Source organism: Amycolatopsis sp. NPDC031561 (assembly GCF_055580625.1).
The window spans coordinates 313,957-330,715 of record NZ_JBVILA010000004.1 but is presented as its reverse complement, the minus strand read 5'-3'; the positions used below and the strand labels follow the sequence as shown (position 1 = coordinate 330,715).

Annotated in this window: 19 protein-coding genes; 15 read left to right on the top strand and 4 right to left on the bottom strand. The window is 70.5% G+C overall.

Translation table 11 applies throughout. The features are described from left to right. Window positions 1-103 precede the first annotated feature (103 nt). From rocD to ACZ5IK_RS13170, 3 genes are all read left to right on the top strand, one after another. On the top strand, window positions 104-1,306 hold the full coding sequence (gene rocD, locus ACZ5IK_RS13180; protein WP_465487897.1) for an ornithine--oxo-acid transaminase: 1,203 nt from the start codon (window positions 104-106) through the stop codon (window positions 1,304-1,306). A gap of 31 nt (window positions 1,307-1,337) precedes the next feature. Next, a complete protein-coding gene (locus tag ACZ5IK_RS13175) occupies window positions 1,338-2,699 on the top strand; it encodes a DUF2252 domain-containing protein (protein ID WP_465487896.1) in 1,362 nt (453 codons plus the stop codon). Between the two features lie 73 nt (window positions 2,700-2,772). Next, on the top strand, window positions 2,773-3,375 hold the full coding sequence (locus ACZ5IK_RS13170; protein ID WP_465487895.1) for a phosphatase PAP2 family protein: 603 nt from the start codon (window positions 2,773-2,775) through the stop codon (window positions 3,373-3,375). Here ACZ5IK_RS13170 and zapE read toward each other — a convergent pair. Then, window positions 3,329-4,363, bottom strand: a complete 1,035-nt coding sequence (gene zapE / locus ACZ5IK_RS13165; protein ID WP_465487894.1) for a cell division protein ZapE — start codon at window positions 4,361-4,363, stop codon at window positions 3,329-3,331. The genes ACZ5IK_RS13170 and zapE overlap by 47 nt on opposite strands. 98 nt (window positions 4,364-4,461) lie before the next feature. Here zapE and ACZ5IK_RS13160 point away from each other — a divergent pair, with 98 nt between their 5' ends. From ACZ5IK_RS13160 to ACZ5IK_RS13115, 10 genes are all read left to right on the top strand, one after another. Further along, window positions 4,462-5,208 carry a pyrimidine reductase family protein gene (locus ACZ5IK_RS13160; RefSeq protein WP_465487893.1) on the top strand — a complete coding sequence of 249 codons (747 nt, stop codon included), beginning with the start codon at window positions 4,462-4,464 and terminating at the stop codon, window positions 5,206-5,208. Further along, complete coding sequence (locus ACZ5IK_RS13155) at window positions 5,205-5,762, top strand: RNA polymerase sigma factor (RefSeq protein WP_465487892.1); 558 nt, start codon at window positions 5,205-5,207, stop codon at window positions 5,760-5,762. The genes ACZ5IK_RS13160 and ACZ5IK_RS13155 overlap by 4 nt, the downstream gene beginning before the upstream one ends. After that, window positions 5,762-6,187 carry a hypothetical protein gene (locus tag ACZ5IK_RS13150; protein ID WP_465487891.1) on the top strand — a complete coding sequence of 142 codons (426 nt, stop codon included), beginning with the start codon at window positions 5,762-5,764 and terminating at the stop codon, window positions 6,185-6,187. Before ACZ5IK_RS13155 ends, ACZ5IK_RS13150 begins: the two co-directional genes overlap by 1 nt. Window positions 6,188-6,636: 449 nt before the next feature. Beyond that, window positions 6,637-7,086 carry an Asp23/Gls24 family envelope stress response protein gene (locus ACZ5IK_RS13145; protein WP_465487890.1) on the top strand — a complete coding sequence of 150 codons (450 nt, stop codon included), beginning with the start codon at window positions 6,637-6,639 and terminating at the stop codon, window positions 7,084-7,086. Continuing rightward, on the top strand, window positions 7,086-7,262 hold the full coding sequence (locus ACZ5IK_RS13140; RefSeq protein ID WP_005157087.1) for a hypothetical protein: 177 nt from the start codon (window positions 7,086-7,088) through the stop codon (window positions 7,260-7,262). The genes ACZ5IK_RS13145 and ACZ5IK_RS13140 overlap by 1 nt, the downstream gene beginning before the upstream one ends. After that, window positions 7,259-7,624, top strand: coding sequence for an Asp23/Gls24 family envelope stress response protein (locus tag ACZ5IK_RS13135; protein WP_465487889.1), 366 nt, complete (start codon window positions 7,259-7,261; stop codon window positions 7,622-7,624). Before ACZ5IK_RS13140 ends, ACZ5IK_RS13135 begins: the two co-directional genes overlap by 4 nt. 11 nt (window positions 7,625-7,635) lie before the next feature. Next, window positions 7,636-8,172, top strand: coding sequence for a DUF6286 domain-containing protein (locus tag ACZ5IK_RS13130; protein ID WP_465487888.1), 537 nt, complete (start codon window positions 7,636-7,638; stop codon window positions 8,170-8,172). Then, window positions 8,169-8,756 carry an alkaline shock response membrane anchor protein AmaP gene (locus ACZ5IK_RS13125; protein WP_465487887.1) on the top strand — a complete coding sequence of 196 codons (588 nt, stop codon included), beginning with the start codon at window positions 8,169-8,171 and terminating at the stop codon, window positions 8,754-8,756. The genes ACZ5IK_RS13130 and ACZ5IK_RS13125 overlap by 4 nt, the downstream gene beginning before the upstream one ends. A 28-nt stretch (window positions 8,757-8,784) precedes the next feature. Next, window positions 8,785-9,864 carry an ATP-dependent DNA ligase gene (locus ACZ5IK_RS13120; RefSeq protein ID WP_465487886.1) on the top strand — a complete coding sequence of 360 codons (1,080 nt, stop codon included), beginning with the start codon at window positions 8,785-8,787 and terminating at the stop codon, window positions 9,862-9,864. 116 nt (window positions 9,865-9,980) lie between these two features. Next, the gene (locus ACZ5IK_RS13115) at window positions 9,981-11,492 is read left to right on the top strand and encodes an alpha/beta hydrolase (protein ID WP_465488022.1); all 1,512 of its coding nucleotides are present in this window, start codon (window positions 9,981-9,983) and stop codon (window positions 11,490-11,492) included. A gap of 103 nt (window positions 11,493-11,595) precedes the next feature. On the opposite strand, the gene ACZ5IK_RS13110 is transcribed toward ACZ5IK_RS13115, so the two are convergent. Beyond that, complete coding sequence (locus ACZ5IK_RS13110) at window positions 11,596-11,838, bottom strand: DUF2630 family protein (RefSeq protein WP_465487885.1); 243 nt, start codon at window positions 11,836-11,838, stop codon at window positions 11,596-11,598. Between the two features lie 95 nt (window positions 11,839-11,933). Here ACZ5IK_RS13110 and ACZ5IK_RS13105 point away from each other — a divergent pair, with 95 nt between their 5' ends. Beyond that, window positions 11,934-12,290 carry a thioredoxin family protein gene (locus ACZ5IK_RS13105; protein ID WP_020637318.1) on the top strand — a complete coding sequence of 119 codons (357 nt, stop codon included), beginning with the start codon at window positions 11,934-11,936 and terminating at the stop codon, window positions 12,288-12,290. A gap of 87 nt (window positions 12,291-12,377) precedes the next feature. On the opposite strand, the gene ACZ5IK_RS13100 is transcribed toward ACZ5IK_RS13105, so the two are convergent. After that, window positions 12,378-13,307 (bottom strand): proline dehydrogenase family protein, encoded by a 930-nt coding sequence (locus tag ACZ5IK_RS13100; RefSeq protein ID WP_465487884.1) that lies wholly within the window; start codon window positions 13,305-13,307, stop codon window positions 12,378-12,380. A 17-nt stretch (window positions 13,308-13,324) separates the two neighbouring features. Then, complete coding sequence (gene pruA, locus ACZ5IK_RS13095; protein ID WP_465487883.1) at window positions 13,325-14,962, bottom strand: L-glutamate gamma-semialdehyde dehydrogenase; 1,638 nt, start codon at window positions 14,960-14,962, stop codon at window positions 13,325-13,327. 126 nt (window positions 14,963-15,088) lie between these two features. Here pruA and ACZ5IK_RS13090 point away from each other — a divergent pair, with 126 nt between their 5' ends. Further along, on the top strand, window positions 15,089-16,693 hold the full coding sequence (locus tag ACZ5IK_RS13090; protein ID WP_465487882.1) for a PucR family transcriptional regulator: 1,605 nt from the start codon (window positions 15,089-15,091) through the stop codon (window positions 16,691-16,693). Window positions 16,694-16,759 lie beyond the last annotated feature (66 nt).

Genomic DNA, 16,759 nt, shown 5'->3' with positions numbered 1-16,759 from the left:
GATGCATGATTTCGCCACCCGAAGGAGGCGATACGCAACGAACAACGGGTCAAAGCAACGTTTCCCGGATGAAGTCCACGAGAAGGGCATCTAACCTGAACGCATGACGACCGCCGACTTCATCGCGCTCGACGAGCAGTGGAGCACGCACAACTACCACCCCCTGCCCGTCGTGATCGCCACCGCCGAGGGCGCTTCGGTCACCGACGTCGAGGGCAAGACCTACCTCGACTTCCTCTCCGGCTATTCCGCGTTGAACTTCGGGCATCGCCACCCCGGGCTCATCGCCGCCGCGATCGAGCAGTTCGGCCGGGTGACCCTGACCTCCCGCGCCTTCCACCACGACCAGCTCGGGCTGTTCTGCCGGGAACTCGCCGAGCTGACCGGTACCGAAATGACGTTGCCGATGAACTCCGGCGCGGAGGCCGTCGAGTCCGCGGTGAAGATCGCCCGGAAGTGGGCGTACCAGGTCAAGGGCGTCCCCGACGGGACCGCGGAGATCATCGTCGCGGGCTCGAACTTCCACGGCCGGACGACGACCATCGTGTCCTTCTCCACCGACGAGACCGCCCGCGCCGACTTCGGCCCGTTCACGCCGGGGTTCGTCACCGTCAAGTACGGCGACGCCGACGCGCTGCGCGACGCCATCACCGAGCGCACCGCCGCGATCCTGCTGGAGCCGGTCCAGGGCGAGGCGGGCGTGATCGTGCCGCCCACCGGCTACTTCGCCGAGGCGCGGCGCCTGTGCGACGAGCACGACGTCCTGCTGATCGCCGACGAGATCCAGTCGGGCCTCGCGCGCACCGGCACCGTCCTCGCGCTCGACCACGAAGAAGTCCGCGCCGACGTCTACACCCTGGGAAAGGCGCTCGGCGGCGGGATCATGCCGGTCTCGGCCGTCGTCGGCAGCCAGGCCGTGCTCGGCGTGCTGAAGCCGGGTGAGCACGGCTCCACCTTCGGCGGGAACCCGGTCGCCTGCGCGATCGGCCGGGCCGTGGTCGGGCTGCTCAAGACCGGCGAGTTCCAGGAACGCTCGCGCGAACTGGGCGCCCACCTGCACGGCAGGCTCGGCGAACTGGTCGGGAACGGCCTGGCCGAGGTCCGCGGCCGCGGTCTCTGGGCGGGCATCGACATCGCGCCCGGCGGGCCGACCGGCCGGGAGGCGTCCACCGCGCTGGCCGAACGCGGCGTCCTGTGCAAGGAGACGCACGACCACACCCTGCGGATCGCGCCGCCGCTGGTGATCAGCCGCGAGGAACTCGACCGCGGTATCGACGCGATCACGGAGGTCGTCAAGACCCGGTGAACCTTTCGGGCGGCCGGTACGTTGGCTGTCCATGGGAGACGAGCGGGAGTGGGTGGAGCGGCCGCTGGTCGGCACCGAGACGGTGTCGCCGGAGGACTGGTTCGCGAGGGGCAAGGCGCTGCGGGACAAGGCGCCGTCGGCCGAGCACGATCACGCGGCGGCCGGCAAGGAACGGCCCGGGGTGGCGGAGTTCTTCGCCCGGAGCAACGAAGGCCGCCTGCCGGAACTGGTGGAACTGCGGCGCGAGCGCATGCTCGCGTCGCCGTTCACCTTCTACCGCGGCACGGCCGGGCTGATGGCCGCGGATCTGGCGGGCTCGCCGGCGTCCGGGCTGACGGCGCAGCTGTGCGGGGACGCGCACGCGGCGAACTTCGGGCTCTACGGCACTCCCGAGGGCCAGATCGTGATGGACATCAACGACTTCGACGAGTCCGTGCCGGGGCCGTGGGAGTGGGACCTCAAACGGCTCGCCGCGAGTCTCGTGCTGGCCGGGCGCGAGGGCGGTATCGGCGAATCGGGCTGCCGCGAAGCCGCCGAAGACGCGGTGAAGTCCTACCGGCGCACCATCCGGGGGCTGGCGGAACTGCCGTTCCTGCGAGCGTGGAACGCGCTGCCGGACGCGTCGGTGCTGAGCAAGGTGAAGGCGCACGACCTGATCGACGACTTCGAGGAAGCGGCCGAGAAGGCGCGGAAGAACACCAGCGCCAAGGTCACCGCGAAGTGGACGAGGCGGATCGACGACCACGAGACCGGCCTGGAACGGCACCGGTTCGTCGAAGACCCGCCGGTGCTCACGCACGTCGACGACGCGACGGCGGAGGCCGTCGTCACCGGCCTGGTGTCGTATGTCGACACCCTGCGCGAGTCGCGGCGGACGCTGATCTCGCGGTACCGGGTGTCCGATGTGGCCTTCCGGGTGGTCGGCACCGGCAGTGTCGGGCTGCGCAGTTATGTCGCGCTGCTGCACGGGAACTCCGGTGAAGACCTTGTCCTGCAAGTGAAACAGGCCAACCCGTCGGCGCTGGCGCCCTACCTCGGGCTGCCTTCACCGGAACACGAGGGGCGCCGGATCGTCGAAGGCGCACGGCTCGTGCAGGCGGAGACGGACATCCTGCTCGGCTGGACGACCATCGACGGCGTGCCGTACATCGTGCGGCAGTTCCGGAACCTCAAGGGCGACATCGACCCGGCGGAGCTGAAGAAGGACCACCTCGACGACTACGGCCGCCTCGCGGGCGCTTTGCTGGCGCGGGCGCACACGCGGTCACTGCATCCGCAGATGCTGGCGGGGTACTTCGAGGACGACGAAGACCTCGACGAGGCCATCGGGGCGTACGCGGTGCGATACGCGGATCAGACCGAAGAGGACTTCGCCGCCTTCGCCGCGAGCTGAAGGGGCCCTTCCCCGCATCTGATGTGGGGAAAGTCCCCTTCAGCCCCGTGGGGTGGTCACGTAATCTCGCCGGATGAGCGGAAGAGCACCGTACGGGCTGGTCGCGGTGACCTGCGCCGTGCTCATGGTCGTCCTCGGCCTGATGGTCTCCGGCGAAGGCCTTTCCGGCCCCGACGAACTCGCCGTCAAGTGGGTCGAGCGCACCTTCGGCGAAGACGTGCTGCGACTCCTCGTCCTGCCGACCGAGGCCTACGTCCTGATCCCGATCGCGGTCCTCGCCGTCGCCTTGTGCCTGTCAGGAGGGCACAAGCTCGAAGCGGTACTGACCATCGTGGGCCCGCTCATCGCGATCCTCGCCAACACCTGGGTGCTCAAACCGCTCTTCGACCGCTGGAAGAACACCTATCTCGCCTACCCGAGCGGGCACACCGTCGCGCTGGTCGCGGTGCTGACCGTGCTCGTCCTGCTCGCCCGCCCCGGGGTCGCGACGGCCGTCATCGCGGTCGTGGGCGCGGTGGTGCTCGGCGGTGTCACGATCGGCATGATCGGCCTCGGCTATCACTACCTGACCGACGTCGTGGGCGGCACGCTGTTCGCCATCGCGACCGTGTGCGCGACGTGGACGCTGCTCACCTGGGCTGCACGGCGTCGCGCGCCAGTGCCGTCAGACGGCTGACGGCGCGCAGGTACTTCTTGCGGTAGCCGCCGTTCACCATCTCCTCGGTGAACAGCAGCGGCACCGGCTCACCCGAGACCACCAGCGGGATCGCGCGGTCGTAGAGCCGGTCGGCGAAGGCGACCAGCCGCAGTCCGACGTTCTGGTCGGGGACCGGGTGGATGTCGCGCAGGTGCACGCGGGTCACGCCGTCGAGAAGCCTGCCGTAGCGCGAAGGATGCAGCTCGCCGAGGTGCCCGCACAACGCGTCGAAGTCGTCCACAGTGGACTCAGGATGCGCGGCGGCGGAGGCTTCCAGCTCCTCCGGGCTCGCGGGCGGCGGCGCGTCGGGCAGGCCACGGTGGCGGTAGTCCGGGCCGTCGACGCGGCAGACGCCGAACCGGGCCGACAGCGACTGGATCTCGCGCAGGAAGTCCGCGGCGGCGAACCGGCCTTCGCCGAGTTTGTCCGGCAGCGTGTTGGAGGTCGCCGCCACGAACACCCCGGCCGAAATCAGCTCCTGCAGCAGCCTGGTGACGAGCATGGTGTCGCCGGGGTCGTCGAGTTCGAACTCGTCGATCGCCAGGAACCGGTGCTCGGACAGCCGCCGGACCGCTTCGGCGAAACCGAGGGCGCCGACGAGGTGGGTCAGCTCCACGAAAGTGCCGTACGCCTTGGGGGACGGCGTCTCGTGCCACGCCGAGGCGAGCAGGTGCGTCTTGCCGACGCCGAAGCCGCCGTCCAGGTAGAGCCCCATCGGCCCGGCCGGCGCGTCGTCCCCGCCGCCGAACAGCGCGCGCAGCTTCGACTTCGGCTTCCGGTTCGCGGCCTCCGCCACGCGCTTCGCGAAAGCGCCGCAGTCGACGACGGCCGCGGCCTGACTCGGCTCGTCCGGGTTGGGCACGTAAGTGGAGAACCGGACCGCGTCGAACCGGGGCGGCGGGACGAGCGCGGTGATCAGCTCGTCGGCGGACAGCTCCGGACGGCGATCGATCAGGCGGGCGGGCATTCGCCGAGAGTAACGGCACCGGCGGCGGCCGTTCACCCTCCCTGACCGGGCGTATCCCCCGCTCAGCGGTGCCGTCGGGCGCGTGCTGGGATGGTCGTGTGCAGCTTTTGTGGCCAACGACACCGGCGGATCCCGTCTCCGACGCCGACCTGGAACGGCTCTACGGGTATCCCGAAAACCTGACCCGACCCTGGGTCCAGGTCAACTTCGTCAGCTCCGCGGACGGCGCGGCGGCGGTCGACCAGCTGTCCGAGGGGCTTTCGCACCCCGCCGACAAGCGGATCTTCCTGATGGGACGGCTGCTTTCCGACGTGATCCTGGTCGGCGCGGGCACGGCGCGCGCCGAGGGCTACCGCGGCGCGCGGATCACTCCCGAACGCGCCGCCCGCCGGGTCTCGCTCGGGCTGTCCGAAGTTCCGCCGATCGCGGTGGTGACCCGTTCCGGTGAACTTGACCCCGCGGGCCCGTTGTTCACCGACACCAAAGTCCCGCCCATCGTCATCACCACCGAGAAGGCGCCGCGAGCCGAACTGGAGCGCACGGGCGCCGAAGTCCTCGTCGCCGGGACCGACGACGTCGACCTCCACGAGGCACTGAAACTCCTGGCAGGGCGCGGGCTGTATCGCGTCGACTGCGAAGGCGGCCCGATGCTGTTCGGCGACCTGATCGCGGCCGACCTCGTCGACCAGTTGTGCCTGACCGTCGCTCCCCTGCTCGCGGGCGCGGGCGAACGCAGGATCGCCGACGGCCGCCCCGCCCCGCAACCGCGGCGGATGGATCTCGCGTCCGTGCTTTTCGAAGACGGCTTCACCATGCTCCGCTATCGCCGCCGGGAGGGCGGGTGAGCGAGCCCGCGCCGGTTCCGGACGAGGAGCTGGCGGCCCGGGCCGCCGCCGGGGACCACGGTGCCTTCGACACCCTGGTCCGGCGGCACACGGCCAGGATGTACCGCGTGGCGCTGCGCATCACCGGCAGCGCGTCGGAGGCCGAGGACGTCGTCCAGGAGGCCTGGCTTTCCGCGTGGCGCGCGCTGCCCGGGTTCCGGTTCGAATCCGCGGTGTCCACCTGGCTCTACCGGGTGACGACGAACGGCGCGCTCGGCCAGGTCCGGCGCCGGAAACCGACCGTGCCGCTCGACGAGGGGGACGCGGGCGTCGTGCCTGGTCCGGAGGGGCATGTGGTGAGCGCCGAACAGGTCGGCACCGTGCTGCGCGCGATCGCCGAACTCGATGTCGGCCAGCGGATCCCGCTGATTCTGCGAGAATTCGAGGGGATGACCTACGAGGAGATCGCCGAGGTCCTCGAGGTCGGCGTGCCCGCCTTGCGTGCCCGCCTGCACCGCGCGAGGGTGGCGCTGCTGGCGAAGCTCGGCGACAACTTCCGACCCGGGGAACGGTGATGAGCGAGGATCCGCGGGACGACCCCCGGTGGGAGCAGGTGCGCGCCGCCGCGAGCCGTCCGGTGCCGACGCCGCCCGGGCTCGTCGAACGGGTGCTCCGCTCGGTCGGCGGGGTTCGCGGCAGGCACACCACGGCGCCGCTCGATCTGCCCTCGGCGGGTGGGAAGACCCAGGTGTCGGAACGGGCTCTGGTGCTGATGACCAGGAGGGTCGCCGCCGAGATCGGCCGCGACCTCGGCGGGGTCCACGTCTCGGCCGTCGCGCTCGAGGACGACGTCCTCCAAGTGCTGGTGACGGTCCGGTTCGGGGTCGAGGCGTCGGCCGCGGAACTGTTGCGCCACCGCGTCACCGCGGCGCTGACCGGTCAGCTCGGCTCGTCCCCGCCCGCGATCAACGTCCACGTCGTCGACGTCCACCCGGACTGACCCCGGACCTGGACCGACCGCTCACCGGCGGGTCAGCGGGGGCGTGACTCGACGTCGTGTCTCGAAGGCCCCCTTTGGGACGTTCACCGTCCTGAAGGACCCCTTTGAGACATCCCGAAGCGGGGCCGGAGGCACAGAACCCCAGCGGGGCTTGACGCGAAGGGAGCCTTCACGCGGCCCCGTCCGTGACTACTGGTGTTCCTCGGGCCACAGGTGCGTTCGGGTGCCCGCCGCCAGGACACGTTTGGCTTTCGGCTCGATAGGACACGAATCGCCACTCACGACCAGCTGGACCGACCGCTCACCGTCGGCTGAACCCCGGAAGTGATTACCCCGTTCGGGTGACATGGCGGGACGACTCGGCATGCGCGCATGTCCTGGTCGGTGAGAGCGTAGGGACCACCGCGCGCGCAGGTCGCGCGGCACCGGTGCGAGAAGGAGCGAACTTCATGGCGCAGCCGATCGCGAGCAGGCCCGACACCCCGATCGCGGGGTCGTCCCTCAACGAAGAAGGAGCCGCCGGCAAGACCACGATCTCGTCGGTGGTGGTGCAGAAGGTGGCCGGTCTGGCCACCCGTGAGGTGACCGGGATCCACGCGCTGGGCGGCGGCGTCTCGCGGGCCTTCGGCGCGATCCGCGAACGCATCCCCGGTTCCGGCACGGTCACCACGTCCGGTGTCTCGGTCGAGGTCGGCGAGAAGCAGGCGGCGATCGACCTCGACGTGGTCGTCGAGTACGGCGCGCGCATCGTCGACGTCGCGCGGGCGGTGCGCCGCAACGTGATCGGCCAGGTCGAGCAGATCACCGGCCTCGAGGTGATCGAGGTCAACATCGCGGTCAACGACATCCACCTGCCCGACGAGAACGGCGGCGAGACCGAGACCTCGCGGGTCGAATGATGAACGGGACCCAGACCGGCCTGCTCGCCGGCCTCATCCTCGGCCTCGCCGCGACCCAGGGCTTCACCGCGTTCCTGGTGACGCTGGCCGTCGGCGTCATCGGCCTCGTCCTCGGCCGGGTACTCGACGGCGAACTCGACCTCGGCGACCTGTTCGGCCGGGGCCGCGACAAATGACCGTCCCGCCCGACCCCGACGACACCGCTGATCGCGGCACCCTCACCATCGCGCCCGCCGTGGTCCGCAAGATCGCGCAGCACGCGGCGGACCAGGTCGACGGGACCACGCGTGCCGAGCGGCGGATCGCCGGACTCGGGCTGGGAACACACGGCGCGAGCGCGAAGGTCGGCGGTGAGGGCAACGACGTCGACCTCGTGCTCGACGTGGCGCTGAACTATCCGGCACCGGTGCGGCGGGTCGTCGGCGACCTGCGCGCCCGGGTCACCGAAGAGGTCGAACGGATCACCTCGTACCAGGTCCGCGACATCTCGGTGAAGGTCTCCGCGCTCCTGCCCGACATCGCGCCCCGCGTCCGCTAAGGAGCATCCGCATGCGTTTGTTCGTCCGCCTGCTGTCCGCCCTGATCGGGCTGGCGCTGGCCGCCGCCGGAGTCCTGCTGGCCTTGGAGGTCGGCTGGGGCTGGTGGCGGCCGGGGCGGGGACCGCTCTTCCTCCCGTGGGACGACTGGCGCGACAGGCTCTCGGAGGTGTCCTGGAGCGCGCCGGAGGTCCGGTACCTCGCGATCGCCGTCGCGGTCGTAGGCCTGCTGCTGATCGTCGCGGCGGCCTCGGCCGGGCGGCGGGCCATCCGGCTGGCCGATCCGGCGAACGAGGTCAGCGTGACCACCTCGCCGCGTTCGCTGGCGAGGCTGGTGGGGCTGACCGTGCGCGCGCAGGACAACGTCGCGGGCGCCAAGGTCACCGCCACCGCCAAGAAGATCCGCGTCCGCGCGACGAGCAGGCTGGAAACCGAAGGCGAGCTGCGGCCGCGGCTGCTGGAAACGGTCTCCGGCCTGCTCGACGACGTCCCCCTGGTGCGGCGGCCGAAGGTGTCCGTCGTCGTCGACTCCCCGAAGGACCGCCGATGACCCGTTCGGTCTCCGCCAAGGCGCTCGGCCGGTCCACCGGCACCGAACGCACCCTGACCGTCCTCATCGGACTGCTCGCGCTGCTCGGCGGGGCCGCGGTGGTCGCGGTCGGCGCGGGCTGGCTCGGCACGTATCGGGCCAACCGCTCGCTCGTGGACCCGATCGCGCTCGACTGGCTCTCGCAGAACGCGCTGGCCGCCCGGATCGGCGCCATCGTGCTCGGTGTCCTGCTGTTGTGGCTGGGACTGTGGTGGTTCTTCCGATCGCTGCGCCCGGAAGGCCGTCCGGACCTCGAACTCGACGACGACCTCGTGGTGACCTCCTCGGCCATCTCCGAGGCCGTCCGCGCCGACGCCGAGACGATCGACGGTGTCGGGCGCGCCCGGGTCCGCGCGGTCGGCGACAGCGACAACCCGGCGCTGCGGATCACCCTCTGGCTGAGCGAGGGCACCGACCTGAAACGGGTGTGGGAGCAGCTCGACCTCACCGTCCTGGCCCGCGCGCGGGAATCGCTCGGGGTCACCGTGCTGCCCACCGCCGTCCGGCTCGAACTCGACACGGGAGCACCGCAACGGGTGCGCTGAGCGCGTCGTTGTGGCAAGAATGGCCGTCATGTCGCTTCCCTTGACACCGCCGGTCAAACCGATGCTCGCCAAACCGGCGAAGGCGATCCCCGATTCCGGTGGTCTGCTGTTCGAGCCGAAATGGGACGGCTTCCGCTGCCTGGTCTTCCGCGACGGCGACGAACTGACCCTGCAGTCCCGCTCGGAGAAGCCGCTCAACCGGTACTTCCCCGAGGTCGTCGAGCGGCTGAAGGCGGCGCTGCCCGAGCGGATCGTGCTCGACGGCGAACTGGTGGTCGGCCGGGACGGGAAGCTGGACTTCGACGCGCTCACCGACCGGATCCACCCCGCCGAAAGCCGGATCAAGCTGCTGGCGGAACAGACCCCGGCGGAGTTCGTCGCGTTCGACCTGCTGGCGCTCGGCGACGAGTCCTATCTGGACGAACCCACGTCGAAGCGGCGCGAACGGCTGGAGAAGCTGGCTTCGGGCGGCATCCACCTGACCCCGGCCACCTCGGATCCGGTGATCGCGCGGCACTGGTTCGAGCTGTTCGAGGGCGCCGGGCTCGACGGCGTCATCGGCAAACCGCTCGACGAGCCGTACACCCCCGGCAAACGGGTCCTGCTCAAGTACAAGCACTCGCGCACCGCCGACTGTGTGCTCGCGGGCCTGCGCTGGCACGTCGACGGCGAAGCGGGCGAGATGGTCGGCTCGTTCCTGCTCGGGCTCTACGACGAGGACGGCGTGCTGCACCACCCCGGCGTCGTCGGGTCGTTCCCGGTCACCCGGCGGCGTGAACTGGCCGAGGAACTGGCGCCGCTGATCACCGACGGGGCCGATCACCCCTGGCTGGGTGACAACGTGCGGGAAAAGCAGCGGATCCCCGGCGGGATCACCCGGTGGAAGTCCAAGGAAGCCCCGTGGGTGCCGCTGAAGCTGGAGAAGGTGGTCGAGGTCGGTTACGAGCACACGGAAGGCGGCTATCCGTCGCGGTTCCGCCACACCGCGCAGTTCAAGCGGTGGCGTCCCGACCGCGAACCGGATTCCTGCACCTACGCCCAGCTCGAAGAAGTCGCCCGCTACGACCTGGACGCGGTCTTCCGCGGCGAAGTCAAGCGCACCCGCTAACCGGGGTCTGACACACCACCTGCGAAGCTCACCCACGAGCTTTGTCATGCCCTGGAAGTGAGGACCAGCCCGTGAGCACCGCCCGCCGCACGCCACGGCTGATCCTGACCACGGCCATGGTCACGGCCGCGATCGCGGGCTGCACGGCCGGTCCGTCGGTCCGGCCGGCGGTGATCGACAACGACGGCAAAGCCGATCCCGGCTCGTCGACCACGGCGCAGCAGGTACCGCTGCCGCCGCTCACCGAACCGCAGTCGCCGTCCATCAAATGGGAGGACTGCGACGACGCGACCCGGCAACGGCTGGGCCGGCCGTCCGTGCCGGACACGCTGAAGTTCTCCTGCGCCAGGGTGCCCACCACGCTCGACGCGCCGGATCTGCCCGGCCGCGGGCTCTCGCGGATGACGGTGGTCAAGACCGGCGGCGGGCCGATCCCGCTGGTCGTGGTCAACGACGTCGACGGTGAGCCGGGTTCGCTGTACGCCGCGCGGCTGGCCGCGGCGCTGCCGCCCGAGTACCTGCAGAAGTTCTCGCTGATCGGCGTGGACCGGCGCGGGACCGGGGCGTCCGCGCCGGTGCAGTGCATCCCGGCGGAGATCCGCACCGACCTGCTCGGCGGGGACCCGGCCGCCGGCGACCTCGAAGCCGTGGTCGACGCGGCGCGCAAGGCGGGCCAGCAGTGCGCGATCGAACTGGACGACTCTCAGGTCGCGATGGACAGCTGGCGGACCGCGGGCGACCTCGAAGAACTCCGGAAGCAGCTGGGGCTGGACAAACTGCACGCGCTGGGCCGCGGTGACGGTTCGAAGGTCCTCGCCGAATACGCCGTGCGGTTCCCGGCACAGGTCGGCCGCGTCATGCTCGACGGACTGCCCGACCCCGCCCCCGACGCGGCCGCCGTCCAGGAGTCCATCGCCGCGAGCGCGCAGGCAACCCTCGACGCCTTCGGCGCCGACTGCATCGCCAAGGGCTGCCCGATCGGCGACGCCCGCGCGGCCGTGACCGCCGTGGCGGACCGGCTCCGCGCCGCCCCCGCGATGACCACCGACGGGGTGGAGATCACGCCGGGGATCGCTTTGTACGCCGTCTATTCCGGGCTCGCGCAGCGCTCGCGCTGGGTGGAACTCGCCGAGGCGCTCAAGACCGCGCAGACCGGCGACGTCACGCCGCTGGCCGCGTTCGCCGAACCGGTGCTCAAGGACTCCCGTGCCCGGCCGACCCGGCTGGACGGCACGCTCGCGACCAAGTGCAACGACAGCGCGACACGGCTCTCGGCCGAAGAACTCACGCGCGTGACCACGACCCTGCGCGACAAGTACCCGCAGTTCGGCGTCTTCGCCGCGCAACAGCTGGCTTGGTGCAGCCCGTGGCCCGTGCGCCGCGAACCGCTCCCACCCGCCGGCACCCCGGGCGCACCGCCGATCCTCGTCGCGGGCACCGCGACCGACCCGGTCACGCCGGAACAGGGCACCGGCCGGGCCGCCGACCAGATGCCGAGCGCGGTCACGATCACCTGGCAGGGCGCCGGGCACGGCGCGCTGAGCCTCTCCCCCTGCGTCACCGACGCGACGCGGGCCTTCCTGATCGACGGCAAGATCCCCGTCGACGGCACCCTCTGCCCGGCCTGAAGGGCCCCGTCCCTACGCCCCCGAGAAGTGTCATGAAAGGGGCTTTCAAGACATTTTTCGTCCTGAAAGCCCCTTTCATGACATCGGGCGGCCGCGAAAAGCGCTACTGCCGGTAAGACTCCACCTCGGAGACCGGCCGCACCGCGGCCCCGTCCGGGTCCTCGTCGAACTCGACCCGCGCCCGGCGCTGCCGCAGCAGGTCCCAGCACTGGTCGAGCTGCTGCTCCACGCCCGCGAGCCGGGCCCGGTCGTCCGAACTCAGCCCGGCGCCGATCGCCCGCGAGCGGAGTTCGTGCTCGACACTGACCAGCTCGTCGATCCGGCTGAGGATGTCCCCGTCGGCCATGTGCGCCTCCTGCGAAACGAAACCTGGGTTGCTCCATAAGAGACGCTACGCGCAATCGCGGGAATGTGCGCCGGGCCTGTTTCGTTACGCCGGACATGAGCACAGTTGAGCTGACCGCCGCCAACTTCGATCAGGTCGTGTCCGAGAACGACTTCGTGATCATCGACTTCTGGGCGGGCTGGTGCATGCCGTGCCGCCAGTTCGCGCCGACCTACGAAAAGGTGTCGGGCAATCACGACGACATCGTGTTCGCGAGCGTCGACACCGAGGCCGAGCAGCAGTTGGCCGCCGCCTTCGACGTGCGCTCGATCCCCACGCTCGCGGTGATCCGCGACAAGACCGTCATCTACGCGCAGCCGGGCGCGCTTCCCGAGAAGACGCTCGAAGACCTGATCCAGCAGGCGCGCGACATCGACATGGACAAGCTCAAGGAAGAGGCGCAAGAAGCCTGAGAAACGAAAAGAAGGGGCCCTTCCCGGCGGATTTCGCCGGGAAGGGCCCCTTTGTACTTCAGCGGAACCGTGCCACCAGGGACCGGGTCAGCCCCGGGTGGCGAGTCCGCGCAGGAAGAACGCCAGGTTCGCCGGGCGTTCCGCCAGCCTGCGCATGAAATAGCCGTACCATTCGTCGCCGTAGGGGACGTAGACGCGCATCGTCTTGCCGTCGCCCGCGATCCGGCGCTGCTCTTCGGGACGGATCCCGTACAGCATCTGGAATTCGTGGTCGTCCGCCTCGCGGTCCGTGTCCATCACGAGCTTCTCGGCGATCGCGATCATCCGGGGGTCGTGCGAGGCGACCATCGGATAACCCTTGCCCTGCATGAGGATCTTCAGGCAGCGCACGTAGGACTTGTCCACTTCGGACTTGTCCTGGAACGCGACCTCTTCGGGTTCGGCGTACGCGCCCTTGCACAGCCGGACGCGGGAGCCCTCGCCGGAGAGGTCGCGGCAGTCCTGTTCGGTCCGCCGCAGGTAGGCCTGCAGCACCGCGCCCACCCACGGGTACTCGGTGCGCAGTTCCCGCAGGATGCCCAGCGTCGAGTCGGTGGTGGTGTGGTCCTCCATGTCGAGGGTGACCGTGGCACCGACCGCTTCGGCCGCCGCGCAGATCTTGCGGGCGTTCTCCAGCGCGACCTTCTCGCCGTCCGCGGGCAGGAACTGGCCGACCGCGGACAGCTTCACCGAGACGTCCGCGCCGAACGCGAGACCGTCGGCGGCGAGCGCGGACAGCAGTTCCTCGTAGGCGCGGACGGTCGTCGCGGCCTGCTCGGCGTCGGTGGTGTCCTCGCCGAGGTGATCGAGGGTGACCCGGAGGCCGTCATCGGCCAGTTCGCGGACCACCCGGGCGGCGTCGGGCGTCCCGGCGCCGGCGACGAACCGGCCTACCACCGATCGGGTGGCGGGGACGACCTCGACCAGCTTGCGCATCCGCTGGGATCGAGCGGCGGCGAGCAGCGGGGCACGCAACATCACGGACTCCTGAGAACTCAGCCCTGGTGGGGGTAACGGACGGAGGTGGGCGGAACGAAGGTCTCCTTGACCGAGCGCGGGCTCGTCCAGCGGAGCAGGTTGAACACCGAACCGGCCTTGTCGTTGGTGCCGGACGCGCGACCGCCGCCGAAGGGCTGCTGGCCGACGACCGCACCGGTCGGCTTGTCGTTGACGTAGAAGTTGCCGGCGGCGAAGCGCAGCGCCTCGGACGCCTTCGCGACGGCCGTGCGGTCGTTGGCGATGACCGCGCCGGTGAGCGCGTAGTCGGCGGTCTCGTCGATCAGCTTCAAGACGTTGTCGAAGCCCGCGTCGGTGTCGTCGTCGTAGACGTGGAGCGAGAGGATCGGCCCGAAGTACTCGGTGCGGAAGATCTCGTGGTCCGGGTTGTCCGACACCAGGATCGTCGGGCGCACGAAGTAGCCGACGCTGTCGTCCGCGGTACCACCGGCGATGACGTCGATCTCGGCGTCCTCGGCCGCGTTCTTCAGCACGGCGGCGTGCTTGTCGAAGGCACGACGGTCGATCACGGCGCCACCGAAGTTGCCCAGATCGTTGACGTCGCCGTAGGTGATGGCCTCGGTCTCGGCGATCAGGCCGTCCTTCAGGCTCGCCCAGAGCGAACGCGGGACGTACGCGCGGGACGCAGCCGAGCACTTCTGGCCCTGGTACTCGAAGGCGCCGCGGACCAGCGCGGTGCGCAGGATGTCGACGTCGGCCGAGGAGTGCGCGAGCACGAAGTCCTTGCCGCCGGTCTCGCCGACCAGACGCGGGTACGTGCGGTAGCCGGAGATGTTGGCGCCGACGGTGCCCCACAGGTGCTGGAAGGTCGCGGTGGACCCGGTGAAGTGGATCCCGGCCAGGTCGCGGTGGGTCAGGGCGACCTCGGAGACGGCCTTGCCGTCACCCGGCAGCAGGTTGATCACGCCCGGCGGCATGCCGGCCTCTTCGAGCAGGCGCATCAGCATGTGCGCGGCGTAGCTCTGCGTCGGCGACGGCTTCCACAGCACGACGTTGCCCATCAGCGCGGGCGCGGTCGGCAGGTTGCCGGCGATCGCGGTGAAGTTGAACGGGGTGATGGCGTACACGAAGCCCTCGAGCGGGCGGTGCTCCATCCGGTTCCAGATACCGGGCGAGCTGACCGGCTGCTCGGCGAGGATCTGGCGGCCGAAGGCGACGTTGAAGCGCCAGAAGTCGATCAGCTCGCAGGCGGAGTCGATCTCGGCCTGGAAGGCGGTCTTCGACTGGCCGAGCATGGTGGCGGCGTTCAGCCGGGCACGCCACGGACCGGCCAGCAGGTCGGCGGCACGCAGGATGATCGCGGCGCGGTCGTCGAAGGACAGCGCGCGCCAGCCGGGAGCGGCGGCCTTGGCCGCGGCGATCGCGTCGTGCGTGTCCTGCGCGGTCGCGCTGTGGATGACACCCAGCACCGCCTTGTGGTTGTGCGGCTGGACGACCTCGATCTTCTCGCCGCCGCCCTTGCGCTGCTCACCACCGATCGTCACGGTGAGGTCGATGGGGTCCGCGCCGCCCAGCGACTTGAGCGCGCCCTCGAGTTCAGCGCGCTCGGCGCTGCCCGGTGCGTAGTTCAGCACCGGCTCGTTCTTCGGGGCGGGGGTCTGGGTCACGGCGTCCACTGACTGCTCCTGACTTCACTTCGCCGGGTAGAGGTCTCACCCCGAACGTTAGACCGGACGAGTCTGTCGCGGCTTGTTCGACTGGCTAGAATCAGGGTGACCATCTTGTCCGATCGGCTTAATTCGGTGATTACCGCGATTACAACGTCCGCTGATTCGACCACTGCCGCGTCCCTGCGGCATGTCCTCGCCACTCTCGGGGAACCGCTGGTCAGGGTGCTCGCGGCGCCGAGCGGGCTCGGGGTCGAGGTGGGGGACGTCGTCATCCACGATCCGGAGGATCCGCCCGACGCCCATCCGGGTGATCTCGTCCTGGTGATCGGCGCCCGCGGCCGGGCCGCCGCGGGCGCGATCCGGGCGGCGGGACGGTCGGGCGCGGCCGCGGTGGCGGTCAAGAACGGCTCGGCGGTGGTGAACGTCGCGACCGACGCGGGGATCGCGCTGATCGAGGTCGGCCACGAGGCGCGCTGGGAGCAGGTCGAGGCGCTGGCCAGGGGTGTCGTGGACGCCGCCCGCGCCGGGGGCGAGGCGGACAGCGGCGAGGTGCTCGGCGACCTGTTCTCGCTCGCGCAGACCGTCGCGACGCTCACCGGCGGCCTGGTCAGCATCGAGGACACCGCGAGCCGCGTGCTGGCCTATTCGCGAGCGGGCGACGAGGTGGACGAACTGCGCCGTCTCTCGATCCTCGGCCGTGAAGGCCCGGAGCGGTACCTCGCGATGCTGCGCGAATGGGGTGTCTACCAGCGACTTCGCGCCGGGGAAGGCATCGTCCGCATCGACGAGCGGCCCGATCTCGGCATCCGGCGCCGGATCGCGGCCGGGATCCACGCCGGGTCGCAGCCGCTCGGCACGATCTGGGTCCAGGAGGGCGCGCATCCGCTCACCGAAAGCGCGGAAATCGCGTTGCTCGGCGCGAGCCGGGCGCTCGCGCCCCAGCTGATCCGGCACCGGACCCTGCCCAGCCCGGAACTCCGGCTGCGCGAAGACCTGCTGGCGGGACTGCTCGACGGCCGCCTCGACGTCGAGTCCGTGGCCGACGACATCGGCGCGGATCCGGGGAAACCGGCCATGGTGCTGGGATTCTCGCTCCCCCGCGACCGGGCGGCGACCGACCGGCAGCTGCGGCGGGCCGAGCTGGTGCACCTGATCACCGTGCACACCGCCGCGTACCGGCGGAGCGCGCTGGTGAGCGTGATCGGCGGCCGGGTCTACGCGCTGCTCCCCGATCTGCCCGAGCACGCCGAGACGCGGATCCTGGCGCTGGCCAAGGAAATCGTCGGCACCGCGCAACGGCACCTCGACGTCCGGGTGCGCGCGGCGCTGGGCGGCGTCGTGCCCCGCCTCTCCGACGCGGCGGCTTCGCGTGGCGACGCGGACCGCGTGCTGGCGACGATGGCGCGCGGACACGGGACCGCGGATGTCGCCTCACTGGCCGACGTCCGCGCCGAGGTCCTGCTCTCCGAAGTGCTCGCTTTCCTCGGTGAGCAACCGAGAATCCGCGATCCGCGGCTGGCCGAACTGATCGCGCACGACGGCGACCACGGCGGGATCCTGGTTCCGGCGGTGCTCGCCTATCTCGACGCGTTCGGTGACGTCCGGCGCGCGGCGCGCGAACTGAACATCCACCCGAACACGGTGCGGTACCGGGTACGGCGCGCGGCCGAGGTGTCCGGGATCGACCTGGACGATCCCGCGCAGCGCATCCTCACCCAGCTTCTCCTGCGCCTCTAACCCGCGTTTCGTCCTCTAGTTGCGGTTGTACGCGTCGCGAACTACCGCAACTAGAGGACGAAACGC